This window comes from Streptomyces sp. CNQ329 (genome assembly GCF_000482585.1).
Genome location: NZ_AXVU01000006.1, coordinates 21,222 through 43,593, shown reverse-complemented (window position 1 = coordinate 43,593; position 22,372 = coordinate 21,222). Strand labels below are relative to the sequence as shown.

The following is a 22,372-nucleotide window of genomic DNA, read 5'->3' as shown; positions in this document are numbered from 1 at the left end:
GCCCGGCCGCGGCGGTCACTGCTTGCCGCCGCCGATCTGGCTCTCCTCCTTCTTCATGCCCTTCTTCAGCTCCTTCTCCAGGTCCACATCCACCTTGTGGGCCTCGCGCACCACCGTGTCGGACATCTCCGCCAGGCTCGTCAACTGGTCGTCGATGTCGCCGCGGCCGTCCTTCCAGCCGGACTCGAAGTCCTCCAGCTTGTCGACCACGCCGCTGTCCCCGATGTCGTCGCGGTACGACTCGAAGGTGGCCTTGGTGCGGTTCATCCGGTTCTTGATGCTGCGCAGCCGCCCGCCGAAGCCGTCGAGCTCGCTGAGCGGAATCGCCAGCCTGTCGCCGTCGTTGCCCATGAGCCTTACCCCCAGTCCCTACGAAGCGGGGCGCCGCCGCACCGAACCAACGATGCCACGGCGCCCCGGCCAAGCGAAACGAACCGAACCGAATCGCGAAGGTCAGCCCTTGAGGCCCTTCTCCAGCTCGGAGTCCAGGTTCTCGAAGGCGTCGGCGGCGGACTTCAGGAAGTCGCCCATTCCCTCAAGGCCCTCGATGGTCTTCTTCGCACCGGTGGTGAACTCGTCGAAGGACTGGTCGAACTGCTTCGAGGACCGACCGGTCACGTAGCCGTCGCTCACCAGGCTCTGGATGTACTTACGCAGGTCATCCAGCTTGCGGTCGATGTCCTGCCGCTCGTCCTTGAGTCGCTTGGCGGCATCCCGCATATCCTGATATGTAACATCGACATCGGCCTTGCCCATGGCAGCTACCCTCCCGTTTGTCTTCGTCGTCGCGAGGGCCGTCCCCGAGACGTCAGTCATGCATATTTCGTCACTCGCAACCGTAGACGCAATCCCCCGCCCCCGCGGTTGCACGGCCGATCCGGGCCGCCGTGAGGGGGGTTACGGCAGCGGTGTCGTCACCGCGAACGGCTCGCCGTCCCCCAGGTGCAGCAGGCCCTTGCCCGGTTGCACCTGATCGCCGACCGAACCGCGGCTGAGCCGGATGCCGATGAGGTCGCCCGCCGACGGGTCCTGCGGAGACAGGGCGACGCCGCGGCGGGCCTTCTTCGCCTCCACCTGCCAGCCGGAGAAGCCCGAGGCGACCTCCTCCTCGTCGCCCGCGAGCACCAGCGCCCAGCCGCGCTCCGCGCCGCGCCGGGTGATGGCCTTGAACTCGTCGCCCGCGTCGCAGTTCGTCAGCATCTCCGCATCGTCCACGAGAACGGCGATCGGCTCGTCCGGCGACGCCTGCTTGAGCAGGTCGTGCACCTCGTCCTCGTCGATGTCGTCCTCGGTGAAGACCTGCAGCACTCCCTCGCGGTCCGCCAGATCGCGCATCGGCGACGGCCGCGGCGCGGCGATGACGAGCCGTACGCCCTGCTGGAGCAGCGTCAGCGCCATCGTCTTCAGCACCGTGCTGCGCCCGGACTTGGCCGGTCCGCCAATGAGGAACGCCGGGATGCCGTCGGCCAGATTCGGCCCGAAGCCCATCAGCTCGTCGCCGCCGACGCCGACCAGCGCCCACAGCTTGCTGCTCTCCTGCGCCTGTACATCGCGCATCTCCCACGCCTCATCGAAGCCGAGGCGGCTGGGGAGCACGTCGACGCGGAACGGGCGCAGCGAGCGCGGCACCGCCGCGTCCCGCTCGGTGGCCGCCTCGCCGATGGCGGCGACGGCGGCGGCCTGGGCGGCACCGGACAGATCGTCGGACAGGACCGCGATCTGGGTCTCCAGACCGCTTTCCGCGCGGAACATCCGGCCGGGCTCGATGTCCTCGGGGATGTTGCGGGCGTTGAGGCTGATCATGGAGAAGTCGGAGCGGTCCGGCAGCCGGAAGGCGAACTTGTCCTCCGTCAGCGTGCTGATCCGGCCGGTGAGCACGCTGCGGTCACCGGTGATGATCATGTGGATGCCGACACTCGCACCCTCGCGCAGCAGCCCGTAGATCTCGTCGGTCAGATCGCCGTGGTTGATCTCGCCGAGGGTGGGCAGCCAGCCCTCCCAGCGGTCGAGGAGCACCACCGTGTACGGCAGCTTCTGCTCGGGGTCCGACGCCGCGGCCCGCTGCTCGGCGATGTCGGCGAAGCCGTCGGCGGCCAGCAGCTCCTGACGGCGGCCCAGCTCCTGCTTGAGCCGGCCGATGAGGCGCACCGCGCGCTCCGTCTGGTTGCGGCTGACGACGGCGCCGCAGTGCGGCAGCCGGGTCAGCGCGTTGAGCGCGCCGTTGCCGCAGTCGATGCCGAACAGGTGCAGGTCGGCGACCGAGTGCGTACGGGCCAGGGAGGCGGCGATCGTACGGAGCATCTGCGAACGCCCGCTGCGCGGGGCGCCGCCGACGATGAGGTGCCCGAAGTCGGCGAAGTCGATGGCGACGGTGCGCCGGGCCTGCTGCGCCGGCAGGTCCTCGATCCCGTACGGGGCCGGGGGCAGCGGGCCGGCGCCCTGCGGCGCGGGCAGCGCGTCCAGCTCGATGCTGTCGGGCAGCGCGGGCAGCCACGGGCTGTGCTGCTCGGGGATGCCCAGGCGCTCGTTGGCCTCGTTGACCGCGTCGACGAGCACCTTCAGGTCGGTGATCTCGTCCTCCTCCTGCTGCGCTCCCGCGGGCCGCTTCAGCGCGCCCCGCCCCAGCTCGGCCCAGCCGAGGCGGCCGGCCCAGGGGGCGGCGGTCGCCGGGTCGGCGGCGCCGGGGCGCCGGCCGCCGACGCGGCCGGACTGGAAGGGGACGAGGGAGGCGTGCCCCAGGCGCACATAGGCGCGGCCGGGCATGGACTTGGCGATGAAGCCGGCGTCCGGGGCGTCGATGACGTCCGCGGACTCGCCGCCGTCGGTGACCCGAAGCGCGATACGCAGGTTGGTGTTCGCCCGGATCTCCGGGGAGACCACACCGCTGGGACGCTGGGTGGCGAGCATCAGGTGAATGCCGAGCGAACGGCCTCGGGCGGCGATGTCGACCAGGCCGGTGACGAAGTCGGGCAGCTCGCGGACCATGGCGGCGAACTCGTCGATGACGAGCAGCAGCCGCGGCAGCGGCGCGTACCTCCCGGGCTCCCGGCGCAGCAGGTCCTGGAAGTCCTCGATGTCCTTGGCCTCGGCGTCGGCGAGGATGTGCTCGCGGCGGTGCAGCTCGGCGCGGAGCGACTCCAGGGCGCGGGTGACGAGGTGGTTGTCGAGGTCGGTGACCATGCCGACCGTGTGCGGCAGCTTGACGCAGTCCTTGAACGCCGACCCGCCCTTGTAGTCGATGAGGACGAACGTCATGTTCTCCGGGGTGTTGGACACCGCGAGCGCCGCGACGATCGTCTGCAGCAGCTCGGACTTGCCGGAGCCGGTGGTGCCGGCGATGAGGCCGTGCGGGCCGTCCTTGCGGATGTCGATGGAGAACGGGCCGTCGTACGACTCACCGATGACCGCGGTCGTCGACTGCCCGCCGATCTGCCAGCGGGCGGCGATGGCGTCCCCGGTCGGCGGCTCCAGCTCCACCACGTCGAGCAGCCTGCTGGACGACGGGATGGCCGCGTCCTCGGCCTCGCCGCTGATGTCGCGCACCGGCGACAGGCCGCGCGCCACCAGCGCGCACCACGCGGGCGAGACGAAGTCCGGGCGCACCCCGCGGCGCCGCTCGGCGCCGGCCTGCTCGACGCGCAGCCGGATGGGCCCGGTGCCGTCGGCCGCCGCGGCACGCTGCGCGGCGTCCTGCGACTGGCCGGTGCCCCAGGCGCCGACCTGGAACGGCGGGAAGCCCCCGGCGCCGCCGGGCCCGCCGGCGCCGGCCACCTGCTGCATGGGGATGCCCTGCGCGGCGACCGCCCGCGGGCCGTGCTCCTCCGGCTTGGGCTCGGCGACGACGATCGCCTGGCACTCACCCGGCAGGAAGCGGTCCTCGGAGTCGAGGCAGATGGCGAACATCGACACCGCGGGGCCCTCGCGCAGCAGCCGCACCACGCCGGGCAGCGAGCGCAGCCGGCGCGAGCCGTCGAAGACGATGACGATGTCGGGGTCCTTGAAGGACGTCGGCCCGGTGGACCGCTGGTCCTTCGCGGCCTTCTGCCGGGCGTCGAGCAACTGGGTCAGCTCGGCGATACGGGCGGCGACGGTCTCGGTGTCGGTGCCGACCAGGGCGTTGGTGTCGTACTCCCCCGGCGGGCGGGCGTGCGGCAGCCAGCGCATCCAGTCCCAGCCGGACTGCCCGCCGGGCTCGGTCAGCACGTAGAACTGGACGTCCAGCGGGCTGTGCAGGACGGCGGCCTGCGCCACGGCCCAGCGGCCGAGGGAGCGCGGGGTGTCGCCGGCGCCCGCGATGCCGAGCACGCCGGCCTCCCGCAGCGGCACGGTGACCGGCGCGTCCTGGATCTTCCACAGCACCTGGCGGCGGTGCTCGTCCTGCTCGGGGTCCTCCAGCAGGACTTCGGAGTCCAGCTCGGCGGTGCCGAAGCGGATCAGCAGATGGTCGGCGTCGGTACGGCGCCGCTCCCACAGCCGGGTGCGCGGGCCGGTGGCCGTGGACAACAGCAGAGCGGGATCAGGACCGCCGAGCCGGCGCTCGTAGCGCTCGGCGACGAGGGCGTCGCGGGCGTCCTTCTCGATCCGGGCCTTGTGCTCCTTGTACTCGGCGACGGCCTTCACATGGGACTTGCGGCCGTGCTTCTTGTCCATGAAGTAATTGCCGATCATGATCATCGGACTCATGAACGCCATCAGCAGGTAGTACCAGCGGCCCATGACCAGGACCATCGTCACGCCCATGACGGCCGGCATCAGCGCCATCAGCCACGGCAGCGGGCGGGCCTGGCCCTCCTTGGGCGGCGCGGGCAGCTTGAAGCGGGTCTCACGGTCGGGCGGCAGCAGGCGCGGCGGACGGTTGTAGTCGAGCCCGGCGCCGTCCTCCGAGACCGCGACGGCGGCGTCCGGCGGGGTGTAACGCACCAGCTCGAAGAGCGAGTTGCCCATGGCGACCTGTGCCCCGTACGGCCAGGCGTCCTTGCTCCGCGGCGGTTCCTGCGGCGGCGGCGGGGGCGCGGCCTCGCCGCCGCGCCGGCGGCGTTGCGCACGACGGGCCTCGCGGCGGCGGCGCCTGCGGACCCGGCGGCTGTCGTCGTCGTCCGACTTCTCCCTGGGCTTGGCCAGCTCCGCGAACGTCGTGCCGTCGAGGGTGGCCTTCTCCTGGTCGCCGTGGACGTGGACCTTGCACGTGCCGTCCGCGGAGACGGTGAGGCTGAAGGCGCGCTCGGGCAACTCCGGGTCGTTGACCCGGATGTGCGTCGCGTTGCCGCTGCCGATGTCGACGCGGCCGAGGCCCAGGCGGTGCACCGCGCCGGCCATGGGGCCGCCGACGACGCGCAGTTCGACCAGGCCCGTGACCTCGCGGGGCGGGCAGCCCACCGGGTCGTAGAGGCTGACGACCGTGCCCTCGCGCAGGGGCGACTGGGCGACGGGCATACCGGGGTCGACGGCGAAGCCGTCGACGAAGACGGGCGGAGGCGCGGGCGCCGCCGCGCCGGGCTGCTGCGGCGAGGCGCCGGGCGCGCCGAAGGGGACGGCCGCCGGGGGCGCTCCGGGCGGGGCGGCCGGCGGCGGGCCGGCCGTGGCCCAGCCCGCGGGCGCCTGCGCCGCGGCCTGGGCGTGCTGGGCCGGCACCTGGACCGCCGGTGCCGCGTGCGCCGGCGGCGCCGAGTCGAGCTGGCCGGCCAGGACGCGGGCGACATCGCCGACGGATGACTCCGCCTCGGCGTCGAGAACGACGTCGGCACGGTCGCCCCCGAGCGGATCCACGACGGTCAGGGTGAGGCGCACGCTGATCCTCCTCGAACGTCCCCGGCTGTTCCCCGGCTTTCCCCCCGCGGAAATGCGTTCAGCCCGGACACTAGGGTCTACGAAACGATATCCGCCCCGGGCTTCGCGGGAACAGCGCGTATCCGGGATTGTGGATAACCTCGCCGCCGCGGCCCGGCAGCGGAGCCCGGCAGACGGCCGGGCATACGACACGTGCGACACGAGGGGGCAGGATGAGCCGCTGGATGGAAGCACTCACGATCGAGCGCGGAGGCTTCCGGATCCGGGTGCCGGAATCGTGGTGGGAGTTCGACGTACGGCCCGAGTCGCGGGACGACGCCATCCGGCAGATGGTCAACGACCGCGTCCGCCGCAACCCCGAACTGGCCGAGCAGCGCGGCGTGCTGGAGGCTTTCCTGCGCAGGGCCGCCAAGGACGCCTGGGCCTCCGGTGCCCTGTACTGCGGCTGCATGGCGGAGAGCTTCGGCGGCGACGTGCCGGTGACGGGTTCGATCACCGTCTCCCTCATCGGCGCCCGCACCGAGAGCGGCGAGCTGCTGCCGACCGACCCGTCGCTGATCGTCGGCCAGATCAAGCAGATCCGGCCGAAGAAGGAGGGCGACGCCTGGCGGAAGGTCTCGACGGTCGAGATCGAGGGCATCGGAACGGCGGCCCGCACGCAGGGCGTCGAGGACATCAAGATCCCCGGCGACGACCGCACGATCCGCGCCGTGCTGATGCAGACCTTCATTCCGGTCCCCGGCCAGGAGGGCAAGGTGGCGCTGGTCGCGGGGAGCAGTCAGGTGCTGGACCTCGCGGACTCGTTCTTCGACGTGTTCGACGCGATCACGTCGACCTTCCGGTTCGTCGGCGGGTAGCGCCGGGCCGTCCCCCCCGGATCGTGCGCACGGGGCCGCGCAACGCGCCCCGCCTTCCCGTCACTTCGGCGTGAGGACGTCCTTCAGGAACGGATCCACCGCCCGGTGGAACGCCTCGGGGTCCTCCAGGTGCAGCAGATGGCCGGCCTCCAGCTCGGCGTACACACCGCGGGGCAGGACGCGGACCATCTCCTGGGCCTCCGCCCGCCCCAGCTCACCGTCGATACCGCGGATCACCAGGGCCGGACACCGCACGTGGGCCAGCTCCTCCCAGTGCGCGTCGTGCACCCAGGTCTCGCGGGCCCGCAGCATCTGCCGGCGGGAGAAGACCGGGCGCCAGCCGTCCGCGCGCTCGGCCATCACCTCGGCGAAGAATTCGCCGCGCGCGGGGCGCGGGCGCTCCAGGACGGGATCGTCCTCGCCGAACCATCTGCGGACGTCGGCGAGCGTGGCGAACGGGACCGGCCAGGAGCGGAACCACTCCCCCCACTCATGCTGCGAGGCCGCGCCCAGCGCGGAGGCGCGCATGTCGCAGATCACCAGTCCGCGCACCAGGTCGGGGCGGCGGGCGGCGAGCTGCCAGGCGGTCAGGGCGCCCATCGAGTGGCCCACGAGGACCACCGGCGCGAGGTCCAGTTGCTCGATGACGGCCTCGGCGTCCGCGATGTACGCCTCGCGGTCGAACGGGCCGTCCCCCGGTTTGTCGCTGCGCCCGTGCCCGCGCTGGTCGAGCGCGATGGCCCGGGAGCGGGCGGAGAGCCAGCGGGCGGTCGTCGCCCAGTGGGACGCGCGCCCCATCAGTCCGTGCAATAACAGCACGCCCGGGCGGTCCTGCGGGACCGTCCCCGGCGGCCCTCCGGCCGGACCGGCGGCGGACCGCGTGCGCGTCGCGATGCTGTCGGCACCGCGCTTCGGCGGGGCTCCGTACTCCCAGGCGGCCAGACGCAGCCCGCCCGCCCCCGTCACATTAATACGACGCACCATGTGTGCCGACACCCCCAATCCGTTCGGCGAAGCTCACGCTATCGAATACCTATTCGAACACCGGGACACGAGGCCCCACACCCCTCGTTTGAGTGACCGCGGCCGGGGATTGGCCGCAGCCGTCGCGGGGAGACAGAGACCGGGAGGCGGACCCGCATCGGGGACATCGGGTCCGTGGGGAGACGACCCTGGGAGCTCGGGGCTCCGGGTCGGTACGGGGAGGCGGGGCCCCGGCGAGCCAGGCGCCGGGGCCCTCGACATGCCCCCGGCACGTACGCGGGGGCCTGGATATGTCAGCGGCATGACCCACCCCTCCCTGATGGCGTCAGCGACAGCGTGGCACGCTCCGCCCCCGTGCGCTGCCGTTCGGACAGGAATCCCGCGGTCCGCTTAACGCCAACCGCGGTGGCGGCGCAAACCCGCCACCGGCCTGGCCCGAACAGATCTAGCGCTTGGCCACGAAGACGTGAGAAGCGACCTCGGCGTCCAGCTCGGCGGCCTCGCCGCCGCTGCCGACGAGCACCCCGCCCGCCGAGTCCGTCACGCTCACCACCGCGCCCGGCTGCACACCGGCCCGCCGCAGCGTGTACATGAGCTGGGAGTCGGTCTGGATCGGTTCCCCGATACGGCGAATGATCACCGTCCCGGCGTCCGGGCCCAGCGCCGACAGGCTCACCATGCCCTCGTCCAGGAACGGGTCCGCCTCGGACTTCTCGCCCAGCTCCTCAAGGCCGGGGATCGGGTTCCCGTACGGCGACTCCGTCGGGTGCTTGAGCAGCGCGAGCACGCGGCGCTCCACGGCCTCGCTCATCACGTGCTCCCAGCGGCACGCCTCCGCGTGCACGTGCTCCCACTCCAGGCCGATCACGTCGACCAGCAGGCACTCCGCCAGGCGGTGCTTGCGCATCACCCGGGTCGCGAGCATGCGCCCTTCCTCCGTCAGCTCCAGATGCCTGTCCCCGGCCACGCGCACCAGGCCGTCCCGCTCCATGCGGGCGACGGTCTGGCTCACCGTGGGGCCGCTCTGGTCGAGCCGCTCCGCGATTCTCGCGCGCATGGGGACGACGCCCTCCTCTTCCAGTTCGAGGATGGTGCGGAGATACATCTCCGTTGTGTCGATCAGTCCGGACATGCGTGCCCCTAGATTTCTCGTGCGGTGGCCCTTCACCAATTCTGACGCATCCCGGTGACAACCGGACCTGCCGCGAGCTTTTCGCCTGACTTTCGCCGTCGATCTGCGGGAAAAAGATGATCCGCACCCGCCCCGTGAGCGCCTTCACCAGGCCCCGCCGGGCGTCCTAACCGAGCAGCTCCGCCAGGTCGAGGGAGGCCGCGACCCGTACGGCCACGTCCTCCGCGTACGCCGCGTCCTGGCGGGTGAAGCCGCGCCGGCCGCCGGCGCGCAGAAACGTCACGACCCCCAGGGTCCGGCCACGGCTGCGCAGCACCGTGCACAGCGCGTGCATCGTGCCCGGCGGCCACTTCCGCGCCACCGACCAGCCCTCCGCGACCTCGGGGTCCACGCCCCCGCAGCCCGCGCGCACCGTGCCGCCGCGCTCCACCGCCTGCAGCGCGGGGTGCCCGGCGGGATAGCGCACGGGGAAGCCGTGCGGCCCGGTGGGCAGGCACGGGCCGGGGCCCTCGGCGGGGGTGGCCGCGGCCCGGGTGAGCTGCACCGGACCGGGCGGCGAACTCGCGTCGTGCGGCGCACCGGGACCGGGCGGGGAGCCCGGTTCTGCGGGCGTGGCGGCCAGGTCGACCAGCGCGTGGTCGGCGAAGCCGGCGAGCGCGAAGTCCAGGTAGACCGTGGCCGCCTCCATCGGGTCCGCGCACTCGGCCGCCGCGCGCGAGGCGCGGTGAAGCTGATGGTCCCTGAAGCGCAGCACCGAGGCCGCGTCCTCGGCGAGCTTCGCCTCGGTGACGTCCTGGAAGAGCCACCCGACACCGAGCGGCACCGGGTGCTCGGCGAGCGGCGAGGCGAGCCGTACGAACGCGCCGCGCAGGCACCGCCGCCGCACCGCCCGATCGCCACCGGCCTCACCGCGCACCGTGACCCACACGTCGGCGGGGACCGCGGTGCTGCCCTGCGCCAGGACGTGCTGCAGCGCGCTTTCGACCTCCTCCGCGCCCTGCTCCAGCAGCTCCCCGAAGGGGCGCCCGAGCAGCCCCGAGCGCCGGGCGCGCAGGACGCGCGCCGCCTGGCCGTTGGCCAGCGCCGGCCGCAGGTCGGCGTCGACGAGGAGCACGCCCCAGGCGGCGTCCTCGCAGAGCGCCTCGCTGAAGGCGATGGACCGCTCCAGGTCCATCTGCGTATGGACCTCGCTGAACGCGCAGTAGACCCCGACGGCGGCGCCGCCCGTCTCGCCGCCGTCCGGGCGGACGGCGGAGGTCTGGGTGCGTACGAGCACCCGGCCGCCGTCCTTGCGCAGCAGGGCGAACTCCTGCACCTGCCGCCCCGGCGCGTCCATCGCCCCCATCAGCCGCGCCTCCGCCTCGGCGGCGTCCTCCGCGCGGGCGGCCCAGCCGGCCAGCCCGCGGCGGCCGACCGCCTCCGCGGCGGTCCAGCCGAGCAGCCGCTCGGCCTCACGGTTCCAGTGGGTGACGACACCGTCGGCGTCGAAGGCGCACAGGGCGGCGTCCATGCCGTCGAGCAGCGCCACCAGCAGATCGGGGGCCGCGGTGCGGCGGTCCTGCGGCGGTGCGTCCACCGCCCCGTCCGCCGCCGGCGGGGACCCGGCGGCGTCGTCTCCTGTGTCAGGAGCGTTCGCGGCCTGCTCGCCGGCGGGGTTCTTGCGGTCCCGGTTGGTACGCCGGGTCGCGCTCATCAGGCACCCCCTGCTCGCCGCGGCATCGTGTGCGTGGTGTGGTGCACCCGGATCATTCAACTCGAACGTGACGCAGCACACACCCCATTCCGTCGAAATCGTTGCACGCAAGCGGCTCCGCCGGAAGCCGCCGCCGCAAAGGCACCCGGCGGGCTCCCTCTCCGAACCCCCGGGGGGACCAGCACGTTTCCCGCTGCGCACGGCCCGTGGCCGGGCCGGCTTCCGCCCTCTCGGGGGCCGCCGGGAAATCACTTGAGACGGGCCGGGGGCGTGCCTAATGTGTGAGGCACACGAGAAGGGAGGTGGTTCGGCAGATGATGAAGTACCGGACGCGTGAGGTGGCTGCGGGCTAGTGGTCCGCCGTCGCGCTTGAGCGCAATGCCGGACCGGGGCGCCTAGGACGCGCCCAGCCGGCCCTTATCCCAAGCAGTTCACCCGACCCGCGGTCCGCCGGTACGTCCGACCGGCTCCCCTCCAGGGGAATGGGCCGCGGGTCGCCCTTGTGTGTGCGCCTGTTCGCTTCCGCCGCGGCAGCGGTGCCGGGTCCGGCGCCGGACCCGGCGGGCCTGCATCCGTACGGCTGGTCCGGTACGGCTGGGTCCCGTATGGCTACGGGCAGAGGCGTTCCACGGTCCAGCCGCCGGCCGCGCCCTCGGTACGTACGTACCGGAGGCGGTCGTGGAGGCGGTTCTCGCGGCCCTGCCAGAACTCCACCGTCCGCGGCCTGACCCGGAAACCGCCCCACTCCGGCGGCGCCGGAACCTGTTCGCCCTCCGGATAGCGGCTGGCCAGTTCCTCGTACATCCGGTCCAGCTCCGCCCGCGACGCCACGGTCGAGGACTGCTCGCTCGCCCACGCGCCCAACTGTGAGCCGTGCGGCCGGGTACGGAAGTACGCCACCGTCTCGTCGCGGCCGGTACGCTCCGCCGCGCCCGCGACGATCACCTGGCGGGCGACGGGGTGCCACGGGAAGAGCAGCGACACGTGCGGGTTCACGGCCAGCTCGCGGCCCTTGCGCGAACCGTAGTTGGTGTAGAAGACGAACCCCCGCTCGTCCACCTGCTTCAGCAGCACGGTCCGGGAGCTGGGCCGGCCCTCGGCGTCCGCGGTGGAGACGACCATCGCGTTGGGCTCGTGCAGCCCGCTCTCCGCGGCCTCCTTGAACCAGCGGCCGAACTGCTCGAAGGGATCGGCGGCGAGTGAGTCCTCCGGGAGTCCCGCGGCGCGGTAGCGCGCGCGCATGGCAGCAGGATCGAGGGAACGTTCGGTGTCAACGTCAACGTGTCGCACCCACACATCTTGCCGTATGAGCGGCCGTGACGGTGCGGGAGTCTGCCCGCTCGACGCCGTCCGTAACCCTCCGGACCGGGATCCGCGGAGTGTGCCCGATCTCACCCCCGCCCGCATGTGGGCAACCCGACAGAACGGCCGCCCGACCACTGTGGAAAGCCCACACCCCCGGTTATGGTGGCCCGGAATGTACGCCCCGGACCGCGAGCGATGGCGCCGCGGAACCTGGCCAGCAGGTATACCCCCCGCACCACACCACGCCCTGGGGCTGACCCGCCCGTGCGCCGCAGAGCCCCACCGGGGCGCACGCCACACACTAGGGAGCCGCCTGATGTCCGATTTCGTACCCGGACTTGAGGGAGTCGTCGCCTTCGAGACGGAGATCGCCGAACCCGACAAGGAGGGCGGCGCGCTCCGTTATCGCGGCGTGGACATCGAGGACCTGGTGGGTCACGTCTCGTTCGGCAACGTCTGGGGTCTTCTGGTCGACGGCGCGTTCAAACCCGGTCTGCCGCCCGCGGAGCCCTTCCCCATCCCCGTGCACTCCGGCGACATCCGCGTCGACGTCCAGTCCGCGCTGGCGATGCTCGCGCCCGTCTGGGGGCTGCGCCCGCTGCTCGACATCGACGAGGCCCGCGCGCGCGAGGACCTGGCGCGGGCGGCCGTCATGGCGCTGTCGTACGTCGCGCAGTCCGCCCGCGGGCAGGGGCGGCCGATGGTGCCGCAGCGGGAGATCGACAAGGCCCGTACGGTCGTCGAGCGGTTCATGATCCGCTGGCGCGGCGAGCCCGACCCCAAGCACGTCGCCGCCGTGGACGCCTACTGGACCTCCGCCGCGGAACACGGCATGAACGCCTCCACCTTCACCGCCCGCGTCATCGCCTCCACCGGCGCCGACGTGGCGGCGGCGCTGTCGGGCGCGGTCGGTGCGATGTCCGGACCGCTGCACGGGGGTGCGCCGTCGCGGGTACTCGGGATGATCGAGGAGATCGAGCGCACCGGCGACGCCGAGGGCTATGTGCGGCGGGCGCTGGACGGCGGCGAGCGGCTGATGGGCTTCGGCCACCGCGTCTACCGCGCGGAGGACCCGCGGGCCCGGGTGCTGCGGCGGACGGCGAAGCAGCTCGGCGCGCCGCGGTACGAGATCGCGGAGGCGCTGGAGCGGGCGGCGCTGGCGGAGCTGCGGGCGCGGCGGCCCGACCGGGTGCTGGAGACGAACGTCGAGTTCTGGGCGGCGATCGTGCTGGACTTCGCCGAGGTGCCGGCGCACATGTTCACATCGATGTTCACCTGCGCCCGCACGGCGGGGTGGTCGGCGCACATCCTGGAGCAGAAGCGCACGGGGCGGCTGGTGCGGCCGTCGGCGCGGTACGTGGGACCGGGGCCGCGGTCGCCGCAGGAGATCGAGGGCTACGCGCAGTCGGAGGGCACGGCCTGAGCGCCCCCGGGGGCCGGGTACCGGGTCCGGCGCCTTCGCGGACGCGGGTCAGCGGGAGTGCGCGAGGGCCGTCGCCAGCAGGTGCGACCACTGCGCCACGACGCGGTCGCGGCGCACGCTGTCGTCCGTGAGCAGGGTCGCCAGGCCCAGGCCCCGGGCCATGTCGAGGAAGCCCTGCACCGTCTCCCGTACCCCCGGCACCGACTCGTCGGCCCCGAGCAGCGCCACCGTCATGCGGTGGGCCTCGCGGCCGACGCGGGCCTCCAGTGCGGCGACGCGGGGGCGAAGGTGCTCCTCGTTGGCGGCGGCGACCCAGAGCTGGAGCGCGGCGCGGAAGAGCGGGCCCGTGTAGAGGTCGACGACTCCGCGCACGACGGCGACGGTGGCGGCGTCGGCGGCGGGGAGAGCCGCGCCCGCGGCGGCCCCCTCCGAGGGCCCCTCCGCCACCGCGGTGACCTCCCGCGGCGGGAGCGCCCGCAGCGCCGCCGAGCGTTCCGCCGCCACGTGTTCCACCGCGGCCGTGAACAGGTCCTCCCGGGTCGGGAAGTGGTGCTGCGCCGCGCCCCGCGAGACGCCCGCGCGCTCCGCGACCACGCTGACCGTGCTCCCGCTCCAGCCCAGCTCCGCCAGGCACGCGACCGCCGCCTCCAGCAGCCGCTGCCGCGTCGCCCGGCTGCGGTCCTGCCGCGGCCCCCGTCCCCGCGGCTGCCGGGGGGCGTCCGTCAGCGGGACCACTTCGGCTCCCGGCGCTCCAGGAACGCCGTCATGCCCTCGCGGGCCTCGGGGGACGCGAACAGCGACGCCGACAGCTCCGCGAACGGCTCCGTGTCGCGGTCGAAGGCGCGCAGCACCTCTCCGGTGACCAGCCTCTTCGACGCCGCGAGCCCTTGCGGCGACGACGCCCGCAGCCCGTCGAGCACCGGCGTGAGCAGCGCGTCCACGTCGTCACCCGCCAGGGTCACCAGCCCGATGCGGGCCGCCTCCTCCGGGCCGAAGCGTTCGCCCGTGAGGTAGTAGCGCGCCGCCGCGCGGGCGTCGAGGCGCGGCAGCAGCGGCATCGAGATCACCGCCGGCGCGAGCCCGAGGCGCGCCTCGGTGAACGCGAACGTCGCGCCCGTGCCCGCCGCCGCGACGTCGCAGGCGCCGAGGAGCCCCAGGCCCCCGGCGCGGACGTGCCCGGTGACCCGGGCGACGACGGGCTTCGGGCACTCCACGACCGCGCGCAGCAGCCGCGCCAGCGCCAGCGGCCCGTCCGTGGGGCCGGCCGCCGCCGTGGCCTCGCCGAGGTCGGCGCCGGCGCAGAAGGTGTTGCCGGTGTGGGTGAGCAACACGGCCCGTACGTCGTCGTCCGCCGCCGCTGCGGCGAGGCCGTCGTGCAGTTCGGCCATGAGGCGGGTGGAGAGCGCGTTGCGGTTGTGGGGGGAGTCGAGGGTGAGGGTGAGGAGGACGCCCCGGTCGTCGCGCGCGGTCCGGACGAGGGGCGCGGGCACGTCGGCGGCGGCCGGTCCTGCGGGTGCGTCGGTCATGCGTGGGGTGCTCCTTCGGTACGTCGGCGGCGTCAGTACGACTTGGGCAGGCCCAGCGTCTGGTGCGACACGTAGTTGAGGATCATCTCCCGGCTGACCGGGGCGATCCTGGCCACGCGGGACGCGGTGAGCATCTGGGCAAGACCGTACTCCGTGGTGAGCCCGTTGCCGCCGAGCGTGTGCACGGCCTGGTCGACGGCCTTCGCCGCCGCCTCGGCCGCCGCGTACTTCGCCATGTTGGCGGCCTCGCCCGCCCCGGCGTCGTCCCCGGCGTCGTACAGCGCGGCGGCCTTCTGCGTCATCAGCCGGGCGAGTTCCAGCTCGATGTGCGCCTGCGCGAGGGGATGGGCGATGGCCTGGTGCACGCCGATGGCGCCGCCCTTCCACACCTGCCGCGTTCGGGCGTAGTCGACGGCCCGCGCCACCGCCTGCCGCCCGAGGCCGAGCGCGAACGCGGCCGTCATGATGCGCTCGGGGTTGAGGCCGGCGAAGAGCTGGAGGAGGCCGGCGTCCTCGTCGCCGACGAGGGCGCCGGCGGGCAGCCGCACGTCGTCGAGGACCAGCTCGAACTGCTTCTCGGGGGCGTGCAGCTCCATCGGTATCGGCACCCGCTGGAAGCCCTCGGCGTCACGCGGGACGATGAACAGGCAGGGTTTGAGCTTGCCCGTGCGGGCGTCCTCGGTGCGGCCGACGATCAGCGTGGCGTCGGCGATGTCGACGCCGGAGATGAAGACCTTGCGGCCGGACAGCACCCAGTCGTCGCCGTCGCGGCGGGCGGTGGTGGTGATGCGGTGGGAGTTGGATCCCGCGTCGGGCTCGGTGATCCCGAAGGCCATCTTGCGGGTGCCGTCGGCGAGTCCGGGGAGCCAGTGCCGCTTCTGGTCCTCGGTGCCGAAGCGGGCGATGACGGTGCCGCAGATGGCGGGCGAGACGACGAGCATGAGCAGCGGGCTGCCGGCGGCGCCGAGTTCCTCCAGCACGATGGCCAGCTCCGCGATGCCGCCGCCTCCGCCGCCGTACGCCTCCGGGAGGTTGACGCCGAGGTAGCCGGCCTTGGCCGCGTCGGCCCACAGCTCGTCGGTGTGCCGGCCGTCGCGCACGGCGGCGGTGAAGTAGTCGCGGCCGTAGCGGGCGCCGAGCGCGGCGACGGCGGCACGGAGGTCGCGGTGCTCCTGGGATTCGAGGATGGCGCTGGTCATGGCTGTCGGCCTTCCTGGTCGCGGGGCGGGGCTTCTTCGACGACGGCGAGGAGGGCGCCGACCTCGACCTGACGGCCGGGGACGGCGTGCAGGGCGGTGAGCACGCCCGTGGCGGGGGCGGTGACCTCGTGCTCCATCTTCATCGCCTCCAGCCAGAGGAGGGGCTGGCCCTGCCGTACCGGCCGGCCCGGGCTCACACCGTCGGCGAGGCGGACGACGGTGCCGGGCATGGGGGCGAGAAGGGACCCGGGCGCGGCGTCGGCGCGGGGATCGGGAAAGCGGGAGAGGGGACGCAGGGCGTACGAACCGTGGGGGGTGTCGACGTGGACGGCCGGGGCACCGGGGCGGCCTCCGGCCGGAACGGCGGAGCGCGGGGAACCGGCCGGGACGGCGGGATCGGGCGCCGCGGGGCCGGCGTCGTAGACGGCGACGTCGAAGGCGCGGGCGACCCCGGCGACGTCGAGCACCACGCGCCCGGGCGCGGCGGCGAGGACGCGCACACCGGGCAGGTCGTCGGCGCGGACGCCGTCGCGGGTGAGGCGGTAGCGCACCTCGGCCTCCGCGCCGCCGGGTTCGGCGCGGTACGCCTTCAGCTGCGGCTGCGACGGCACGTTGCGCCACCCCCCGAACCGGGCGGGCGGCACGCTCCCGCGCGCCTGATGCCGTGCGGCGGCATCGGCGAGCGCGGCTGCGAGGGCGGCGAGCCGGAGGGGGTCGTGCGCGGTGGCCGCCGCGGCGCCTCCGGCGGCGGCACCGGCCGCCCCGGCGGCGTCGGCAGGCGGGCGCGTCAGCGCCGTCAGGTGGTCGTCGTAGAACGACGTCGTCATCCGCCCGGCGGTGAACTCCTCGTGTTCCAGCGACCGCACCAGCAGGTCCCTGTTCGTCACCGGTCCGTGGATCCGCGCCCCCCGCAGCGCCGCCGTCAGGCGGCGGACCGCCTCCGCCCGCGTCGGGGCGTGGACGATCACCTTCGCCAGCAGGGCGTCGTAATAGGGGGTGACGGTGTCGCCGGCGGCGTAGCCGGTGTCGAGACGGAGGGCGGTGCCCCCGGCCACGACGCCCGGGACCTCCAGGCGGTGGACCGGGCCCGTCTGCGGGGTGAAGTCCGCCGCCGGGTCCTCCGCGTACAGGCGGGCCTCCACGGCGTGTCCCGACGGGCGCGGCGGCGACGGCGGCAGCGGCCTGCCCTCCGCCACGCCCACCTGCAGGGCGACCAGGTCGACCCCGTACACCGCCTCCGTCACCGGGTGCTCCACCTGGAGCCGGGTGTTCATCTCCAGGAACTGCGCCCGCCCGTCCGGCGCCAGCAGGAACTCCACCGTCCCCGCGCCCACGTACCCGATCGACCGTGCCGCCCGTACCGCCGTCTCCTCCAGCGCGGAGGCGACACCCGCCGGCAGCCCCGGCGCGGGGGCCTCCTCCACCACCTTCTGGTGCCGCCGCTGCAGTGAGCAGTCGCGCGTGCCCAGCGTCCACACACCCCCGTGTGCGTCCGCGAGCACCTGCACCTCCACGTGCCGCCCGCCCTCGACGTACGGCTCGACGAACACCTCGCCGTCCCCGAACGCCGCGGCGGCCTCCGCCGAGGCGGACGCCAGCGCGGCGTCCAGCGCAGCCAGGTCGCGGACGATCCGCATCCCGCGCCCGCCGCCGCCCGCCGCCGCCTTCACCAGCAGCGGCAGGTCCGACGCGACCGCCTTCGCGGGGTCGAAGGGCGCGAGGCCCATCAGCTCCTTCGCGCGTGTCTTGGACGCCATCGCCTCGATCGCGTCCGGCGGCGGCCCGATCCACGTCAGCCCCGCCGCGGCGACCGCGCGGGCGAACTCCGCGCTCTCGGAGAGGAATCCGTAGCCGGGGTGCACGGCGTCCGCGCCGGCCGACACCGCCGCCGCGACCAGCAGATCGGCCCGCAGGTACGTCTCCGCCGCGGTGTTCCCCGGCAGCCGGACCGCCGCGCCGCCGGCGTCCAGCGCGGCCCGTACGTGCAGCGCGCCCGCGTCCGCGTCGGAGTGCACGGCGACGGGCGTGATGCCCAGCTCGCGGCAGGTGCGCAGGACGCGGCAGGCGATCTCACCGCGGTTGGCGACAAGGAGGGTGCGGATCACGGGAGTTCGGTCCTCCGTCGTCGAAGCGGATGACACGCTCACAGGCGGAACACCCCGTAACCGTCGTGCACCCCCGCGTACGGCGCCGTGTGGATCGCCGACAGGCAGATCCCCAGTACCGTGCGGGTGTCCCGCGGGTCGATGACCCCGTCGTCGTACAGCCGCCCCGACAGGAACACCGGCAGCGACTCCGCCTCGATCTGCTGCTCGACCATGGCCCGCAGCGCCGCGTCGCCCTTCTCGTCGTACGGTGTCCCCTTCGCCTCCGCGGAGGCGCGCGCGACGATCGACAGCACGCCGGCGAGCTGCTGCGGCCCCATGACCGCCGACTTGGCGCTGGGCCAGGCGAAGAGGAACCGCGGGTCGTACGCGCGGCCGCACATGCCGTAGTGGCCGGCGCCGTAGCTGGCGCCCATGAGCACCGACAGGTGCGGGACGCGGGAGTTGGAGACGGCATTGATCATCTGGGCGCCGTGCTTGATGATGCCGCCCTGCTCGTAGTCCTTGCCGACCATGTAGCCGGTGGTGTTGTGGAGGAAGACCAGCGGGATGTCGCGCTGGTTGGCGAGCTGGATGAACTGCGCGGCCTTCTGCGACTCCTCGCTGAAGAGCACGCCGCGGGCGTTGGCGAGGATCCCGACGGGGTAGCCGTGCAGCCGGGCCCAGCCGGTGGCCAGGCTCGTTCCGTACAGCGGCTTGAACTCGTCGAAGTCCGAGCCGTCCACCACCCGCGCGATCACCTCGCGCGGGTCGAACGGAACCTTCAGGTCGCCCGGCACGATCCCCAGCAGCTCGTCCTCCGGGTACGCGGGCGGGACGGCCGGCGGCGGGTCGGGGTGCGCCTTGCGCCAGTCGAGGCGGGCGACGACGCGGCGGGCGGTGTGCAGGGCGTCCGGCTCGTCGACGGCGAAGTAGTCGGCGAGTCCGGAGGTACGGGCGTGCATGCCGGCGCCGCCCAGCGACTCGTCGTCGCTCTCCTCGCCGGTGGCCATCTTCACCAGCGGCGGGCCGCCGAGGAACACCTTCGCCCGTTCCTTGACCATGATCACGTGGTCGCTCATGCCCGGCACGTACGCGCCGCCGGCCGTGGAGTTGCCGAAGACGACGGCGATCGTGGGGATACCGGCGGCGGACGACCGGGTGAGGTGCTTGAAGAGCGCGCCGCCCGGGATGAAGATCTCCTTCTGCGACGGCAGGTCGGCGCCGCCGGACTCCACGAGGTGGATCGACGGCAGCCGGTTGGCGAGGCTGATCTCGTGGGCGCGGAACGCCTTCTTCAGCGTCCAGGGGTTGGACGCCCCGCCGCGTACCGTCGGATCGTTGGCGGTGATCAGGCACTCGACGCCGGAGACGACGCCGATGCCGGTGACGAGCGAGGCGCCGACGGCGTAGTCGGAGCCCCAGCCGGCCAGCGGGCTCAGCTCCAGAAACGGGGTGTCCGGATCGAGGAGCAGTTCGACGCGCTCGCGGGCGAGCAGCTTGCCGCGGGCGCGGTGCCGGGCGACGTACTTCTCGCCGCCGCCCGCCACGGCCTTGGCGTGCTCGGCGTCGAGCGCGGCGAGTTTGCCGAGCATCGCGTCGCGGTTCGCGGCGTAGTCGGGGCCCGCGGTGTCCAGCGACGAGGCGAGCACCGTCACAGCAGCTCCTCGGGGATGTCGGTGTGCCGGGCGCGCAGCCACTCGCCGAGCGCCTTGGCCTGCGGGTCGAAGCGGGCCCGGGAGGCGACGCCCTCGCCGAGGAGGCCGTCGACGGTGAAGTTGAGGGCGCGCAGATGCGGCAGGACGTGGCGTACGACGGGGAAGGGGGCGGTCTCGGGGAGGAGTTCGCGAAGGCGGTCGGCGGTGAGGGTGTGGGCCAGCCAGGGCCAGGCGGCGTCCGTCCGGGCCCAGACGCCGACGTTGGCGCTGCCGCCCTTGTCGCCGCTGCGCGCGCCGGCGACGGTGCCGAGCGGGACGCGGCGCGTCGGCCCCGGCGGCGGGGGCGGCGGCAGCGGCGGTTCCGGTACGGGGGCGAGGGCCCGGGTGCGCGGCGGCGGGGCGACGGGGACCCGGGTGCCGTCGGGCAGCACGGCGGTGTGCGGGACGTCGGCGGCGGGGACGTACGCGGCCTCGAAGACGCCGTACGGCTGCGCGCTGCCGGGCGGGGCGGTGACGTGGAAGCCGGGGATGCCGGAGAGGGCCAGTTCGACGGCGGCGCCGCTGACGGCGCGGCCGACGGCCGCCTCGTCGGGGTCCCGGACGGCGAGGCGGAGCAGGGCGGACGCCTCCTCCTGCACGTCGGCGTCGGGGCGGTCGGTGCGGGCGAGGGTCCAGCGGACGCCGGCGACACCGGCGAGGACGGGGGCCATCTGGGCGCGGACGAGGGCGGCTTTGGCGTCGATGTCGAGGCCGGTGAGGACGAAGACGACCTCGTTGCGGTAGCCGCCGAGGCGGGAGAGGCCCACCTTGACGTCGGGCGGCGGCGGCTCGCCGCGTACGCCCGAGATGCGGACGCGGTCGGGGCCGTCGGGAGCGAGGCGTACGGAGTCGAGACGGGTGGTGACGTCGGGGCCGGCGTAGCGGGCTCCCGCGGTCTCGTAGAGGAGCTGGGCGGTGACGGTCTCGACGGTGACGGCACCGCCGGTGCCCGGGTGCTTGGTGATGACGGAGCTGCCGTCGGGCTCGATCTCGGCGAGGGGGAAGCCGGGGTGGCGGACGTCGTGCTCGGTGAAGAAGGAGTAGTTGCCGCCGGTGGCCTGAGGGCCGCACTCCAGCACGTGGCCGGCGACCACGGCCCCGGCGAGGGCGTCGAGGTCCCCGGCGCCGGATGCGGCGGGGTCGCGGGGGTCCTGCCCGCCCCAGCCGTAGTGCGCCTGGGCGACGCCCGTGACGAGCGCCGCGTCGGTGACGCGGCCGGTGACGACGACGTCGGCGCCCGCGCGCAGGCAGGCGGCGATGCCGCCGCCGCCGAGGTAGGCGTTCGCGGCGAGGGCGCCGGGCCACGTGCCGCGGGCGGTGAGGTCGTCGCCCTCGACGTGGGCGACGCGGGCGGGGACCCCGACGCGCCCGGCCAGCTCGCGGACGGCGGCGGCCAGCCCCGCGGGGTTGAGGCCGCCGGCGTTGACGACGAGGCGCACCCCGCGGTCGCGGGCGAGGCCGAGGCCGTCTTCGAGCTGGCGGAGGAAGGTCTTGGCGTAGCCGGTGGCGGGGTCCTTGAGGCGGTCGCGGGCCAGGATGAGCATGGTCAGCTCGGCGAGGTAGTCGCCGGTGAGCACGTCGAGTTCGCCGCCGGTGAGCATCTCGCGGACGGCGGCGAAGCGGTCGCCGTAGAAGCCGGAGGCGTTGCCGACACGGAGGGTCACGGGCGGACCTCCGGCGCGGCGGGGCCGCCGTGAGGGGCCGCGGCGGCCGGGCCGCCGGCGGCTTCGGAGCCGGGGACGCTCCCGGACCGTGCCCGGCCGCCACCCGGCGGACCGGCGAACGCCTGGGCGATGCCCAGCCAGCGCTCCGCCTCCGCGCCCTCGGCGACGAGCGCGGTGTCGGCGCGGTGCACGCGCTGGGTGGCCAGCAGGCAGAAGTCCAGCGCCGGCCCGGTGACGCGCTCGGCGGCGTCCTGCGGCCCGTACGCCCAGACGTCGCCGCCGTCGCCGGGCGCGGTCAGCTCGACACGGAACTCCGCGGCGGGCGGCGTCAGTCCGTTGACGGCGTATGCGAAGTCCCGTGTCCGCACGCCGATACGAACCACGTGCCGCAGCCGGGCGGTGGGCGCGCGCCGTACGCCGAGCGCGTCGGCGATGTCCTGCCCGTGCGCCCAGGTCTCCATCAACCGCCCCGAGGCGACGCCGCCGACACTCATCGCCGGCCCGAACCACGGCATCCGCACCCCGGCGGGCTGCGCCAGCAGCACCCGCCGCAACTCCGCGCGCCCCTCCCGCCACCGGCCGAGCAGCACCTCCGGCGCCAGCGCGGCGCCCTGGGCGGCGCCGTCGTCGACGAACCCGTACGGCCTCTCCTGAGCGTGCGCCAGCATCCGCCGGAACTCCGCGGGATCGACGGCGGCGGCGAGCGCGGCGCGGTCGGTCCACGCGAGGTGCGCGATCTGGTGCGCGACGGTCCACCCGGCGGCGGGCGTGTCGAGCGCCCACCGGTCGGGTGGCAGATGGGCGACGAGGTCGTCCAGCGCGGCGCTCTCGTCGCGGAGGTCGTCGAGCAGGGAGATGATCTCCGGGCCCGCCATGGTGCGCTCCCCTCGTGGCTACTGCGCAGTAGGGTGACAGGGGCGGAGAAAACAAGCAAGCATGCTTGCTGGATCATCTCATCGGCTACTGTCCGTGACCATGCGGCTGCGCGTATCGTTTGACGGGGCGGCAGCATGCCACCACG

Annotated in this window: 16 protein-coding genes; 2 read left to right on the top strand and 14 right to left on the bottom strand. The window is 74.0% G+C overall.

What is annotated here, in order from left to right:
- Nucleotides 1–15 precede the first annotated feature (15 nt).
- The 3 genes from I003_RS0105440 to I003_RS0105430 all read right to left on the bottom strand — a co-directional run bounded on the left by I003_RS0105440 (nt 16) and on the right by I003_RS0105430 (nt 5,787).
- The gene (locus tag I003_RS0105440) at nt 16–351 is read right to left on the bottom strand and encodes a hypothetical protein (RefSeq protein ID WP_027770583.1); all 336 of its coding nucleotides are present in this window, start codon (nt 349–351) and stop codon (nt 16–18) included.
- Between the two features lie 102 nt (nt 352–453).
- On the bottom strand, nt 454–756 hold the full coding sequence (locus tag I003_RS0105435; RefSeq protein WP_027770582.1) for a WXG100 family type VII secretion target: 303 nt from the start codon (nt 754–756) through the stop codon (nt 454–456).
- A 141-nt stretch (nt 757–897) separates the two neighbouring features.
- Entirely contained in the window at nt 898–5,787 is a 4,890-nt protein-coding gene (locus I003_RS0105430; protein ID WP_027770581.1) for an FtsK/SpoIIIE domain-containing protein, read from the bottom strand.
- Nucleotides 5,788–5,999: 212 nt separating this feature from the next.
- Here I003_RS0105430 and I003_RS0105425 point away from each other — a divergent pair, with 212 nt between their 5' ends.
- Nucleotides 6,000–6,644, top strand: a complete 645-nt coding sequence (locus tag I003_RS0105425; protein WP_027770580.1) for a hypothetical protein — start codon at nt 6,000–6,002, stop codon at nt 6,642–6,644.
- 60 nt (nt 6,645–6,704) lie between these two features.
- Here I003_RS0105425 and I003_RS31515 read toward each other — a convergent pair whose 3' ends face one another.
- From I003_RS31515 to pdxH, 4 genes are all read right to left on the bottom strand, one after another.
- Complete coding sequence (locus tag I003_RS31515; RefSeq protein WP_027770579.1) at nt 6,705–7,628, bottom strand: alpha/beta fold hydrolase; 924 nt, start codon at nt 7,626–7,628, stop codon at nt 6,705–6,707.
- A gap of 445 nt (nt 7,629–8,073) precedes the next feature.
- A complete protein-coding gene (locus tag I003_RS0105415; RefSeq protein WP_027770578.1) occupies nt 8,074–8,760 on the bottom strand; it encodes an iron-dependent transcriptional repressor DtxR in 687 nt (228 codons plus the stop codon).
- Nucleotides 8,761–8,926: 166 nt separating this feature from the next.
- Nucleotides 8,927–10,453: a PAS domain-containing protein gene (locus I003_RS0105410; RefSeq protein ID WP_027770577.1), complete on the bottom strand. Its 1,527-nt coding sequence runs from the start codon at nt 10,451–10,453 to the stop codon at nt 8,927–8,929.
- Between the two features lie 609 nt (nt 10,454–11,062).
- Nucleotides 11,063–11,695 carry a pyridoxamine 5'-phosphate oxidase gene (pdxH, locus tag I003_RS0105405; protein ID WP_037720142.1) on the bottom strand — a complete coding sequence of 211 codons (633 nt, stop codon included), beginning with the start codon at nt 11,693–11,695 and terminating at the stop codon, nt 11,063–11,065.
- A 379-nt stretch (nt 11,696–12,074) separates the two neighbouring features.
- On the opposite strand from pdxH, the gene I003_RS0105400 reads away from it, so the two are divergent.
- Nucleotides 12,075–13,181: a citrate synthase 2 gene (locus I003_RS0105400; RefSeq protein ID WP_027770575.1), complete on the top strand. Its 1,107-nt coding sequence runs from the start codon at nt 12,075–12,077 to the stop codon at nt 13,179–13,181.
- A gap of 48 nt (nt 13,182–13,229) precedes the next feature.
- Here I003_RS0105400 and I003_RS0105395 read toward each other — a convergent pair whose 3' ends face one another.
- From I003_RS0105395 to I003_RS0105365, 7 genes are read right to left on the bottom strand one after another with little or no spacing between them, the layout of a single operon-like run.
- On the bottom strand, nt 13,230–13,916 hold the full coding sequence (locus I003_RS0105395) for a TetR/AcrR family transcriptional regulator (RefSeq protein WP_051368102.1): 687 nt from the start codon (nt 13,914–13,916) through the stop codon (nt 13,230–13,232).
- Entirely contained in the window at nt 13,904–14,707 is an 804-nt protein-coding gene (locus tag I003_RS0105390; protein WP_027770573.1) for an enoyl-CoA hydratase family protein, read from the bottom strand. The genes I003_RS0105395 and I003_RS0105390 overlap by 13 nt, the downstream gene beginning before the upstream one ends.
- Nucleotides 14,708–14,739: 32 nt before the next feature.
- Entirely contained in the window at nt 14,740–15,906 is a 1,167-nt protein-coding gene (locus I003_RS0105385) for an acyl-CoA dehydrogenase family protein (RefSeq protein WP_027770572.1), read from the bottom strand.
- Nucleotides 15,903–18,011, bottom strand: coding sequence for an ATP-binding protein (locus tag I003_RS0105380; protein WP_027770571.1), 2,109 nt, complete (start codon nt 18,009–18,011; stop codon nt 15,903–15,905). The genes I003_RS0105385 and I003_RS0105380 overlap by 4 nt, the downstream gene beginning before the upstream one ends.
- A gap of 38 nt (nt 18,012–18,049) precedes the next feature.
- Nucleotides 18,050–19,648, bottom strand: a complete 1,599-nt coding sequence (locus I003_RS0105375) for a carboxyl transferase domain-containing protein (protein ID WP_027770570.1) — start codon at nt 19,646–19,648, stop codon at nt 18,050–18,052.
- Entirely contained in the window at nt 19,645–21,351 is a 1,707-nt protein-coding gene (locus I003_RS0105370; protein WP_027770569.1) for an acyclic terpene utilization AtuA family protein, read from the bottom strand. The genes I003_RS0105375 and I003_RS0105370 overlap by 4 nt, the downstream gene beginning before the upstream one ends.
- Nucleotides 21,348–22,226: a TIGR03084 family metal-binding protein gene (locus tag I003_RS0105365; RefSeq protein ID WP_027770568.1), complete on the bottom strand. Its 879-nt coding sequence runs from the start codon at nt 22,224–22,226 to the stop codon at nt 21,348–21,350. The genes I003_RS0105370 and I003_RS0105365 overlap by 4 nt, the downstream gene beginning before the upstream one ends.
- Nucleotides 22,227–22,372 lie beyond the last annotated feature (146 nt).

Excerpts from the sequence above, each read along its gene's own strand:
- I003_RS0105390 (WP_027770573.1), bottom strand. The coding sequence starts at position 14,707 with ATGACCGACGCACCCGCAGGACCGGCCGCCGCCGACGTGCCCGCGCCC.
- I003_RS0105435 (WP_027770582.1), bottom strand. The coding sequence starts at position 756 with ATGGGCAAGGCCGATGTCGATGTTACATATCAGGATATGCGGGATGCC.
- I003_RS0105425 (WP_027770580.1), top strand. The coding sequence starts at position 6,000 with ATGAGCCGCTGGATGGAAGCACTCACGATCGAGCGCGGAGGCTTCCGG.
- I003_RS0105415 (WP_027770578.1), bottom strand. The coding sequence starts at position 8,760 with ATGTCCGGACTGATCGACACAACGGAGATGTATCTCCGCACCATCCTC.
- I003_RS0105385 (WP_027770572.1), bottom strand. The coding sequence starts at position 15,906 with ATGACCAGCGCCATCCTCGAATCCCAGGAGCACCGCGACCTCCGTGCC.
- I003_RS31515 (WP_027770579.1), bottom strand. The coding sequence starts at position 7,628 with ATGGTGCGTCGTATTAATGTGACGGGGGCGGGCGGGCTGCGTCTGGCC.
- pdxH (WP_037720142.1), bottom strand. The coding sequence starts at position 11,695 with ATGCGCGCGCGCTACCGCGCCGCGGGACTCCCGGAGGACTCACTCGCC.
- I003_RS0105410 (WP_027770577.1), bottom strand. The coding sequence starts at position 10,453 with ATGAGCGCGACCCGGCGTACCAACCGGGACCGCAAGAACCCCGCCGGC.
- I003_RS0105440 (WP_027770583.1), bottom strand. The coding sequence starts at position 351 with ATGGGCAACGACGGCGACAGGCTGGCGATTCCGCTCAGCGAGCTCGAC.
- I003_RS0105400 (WP_027770575.1), top strand. The coding sequence starts at position 12,075 with ATGTCCGATTTCGTACCCGGACTTGAGGGAGTCGTCGCCTTCGAGACG.
- I003_RS0105365 (WP_027770568.1), bottom strand. The coding sequence starts at position 22,226 with ATGGCGGGCCCGGAGATCATCTCCCTGCTCGACGACCTCCGCGACGAG.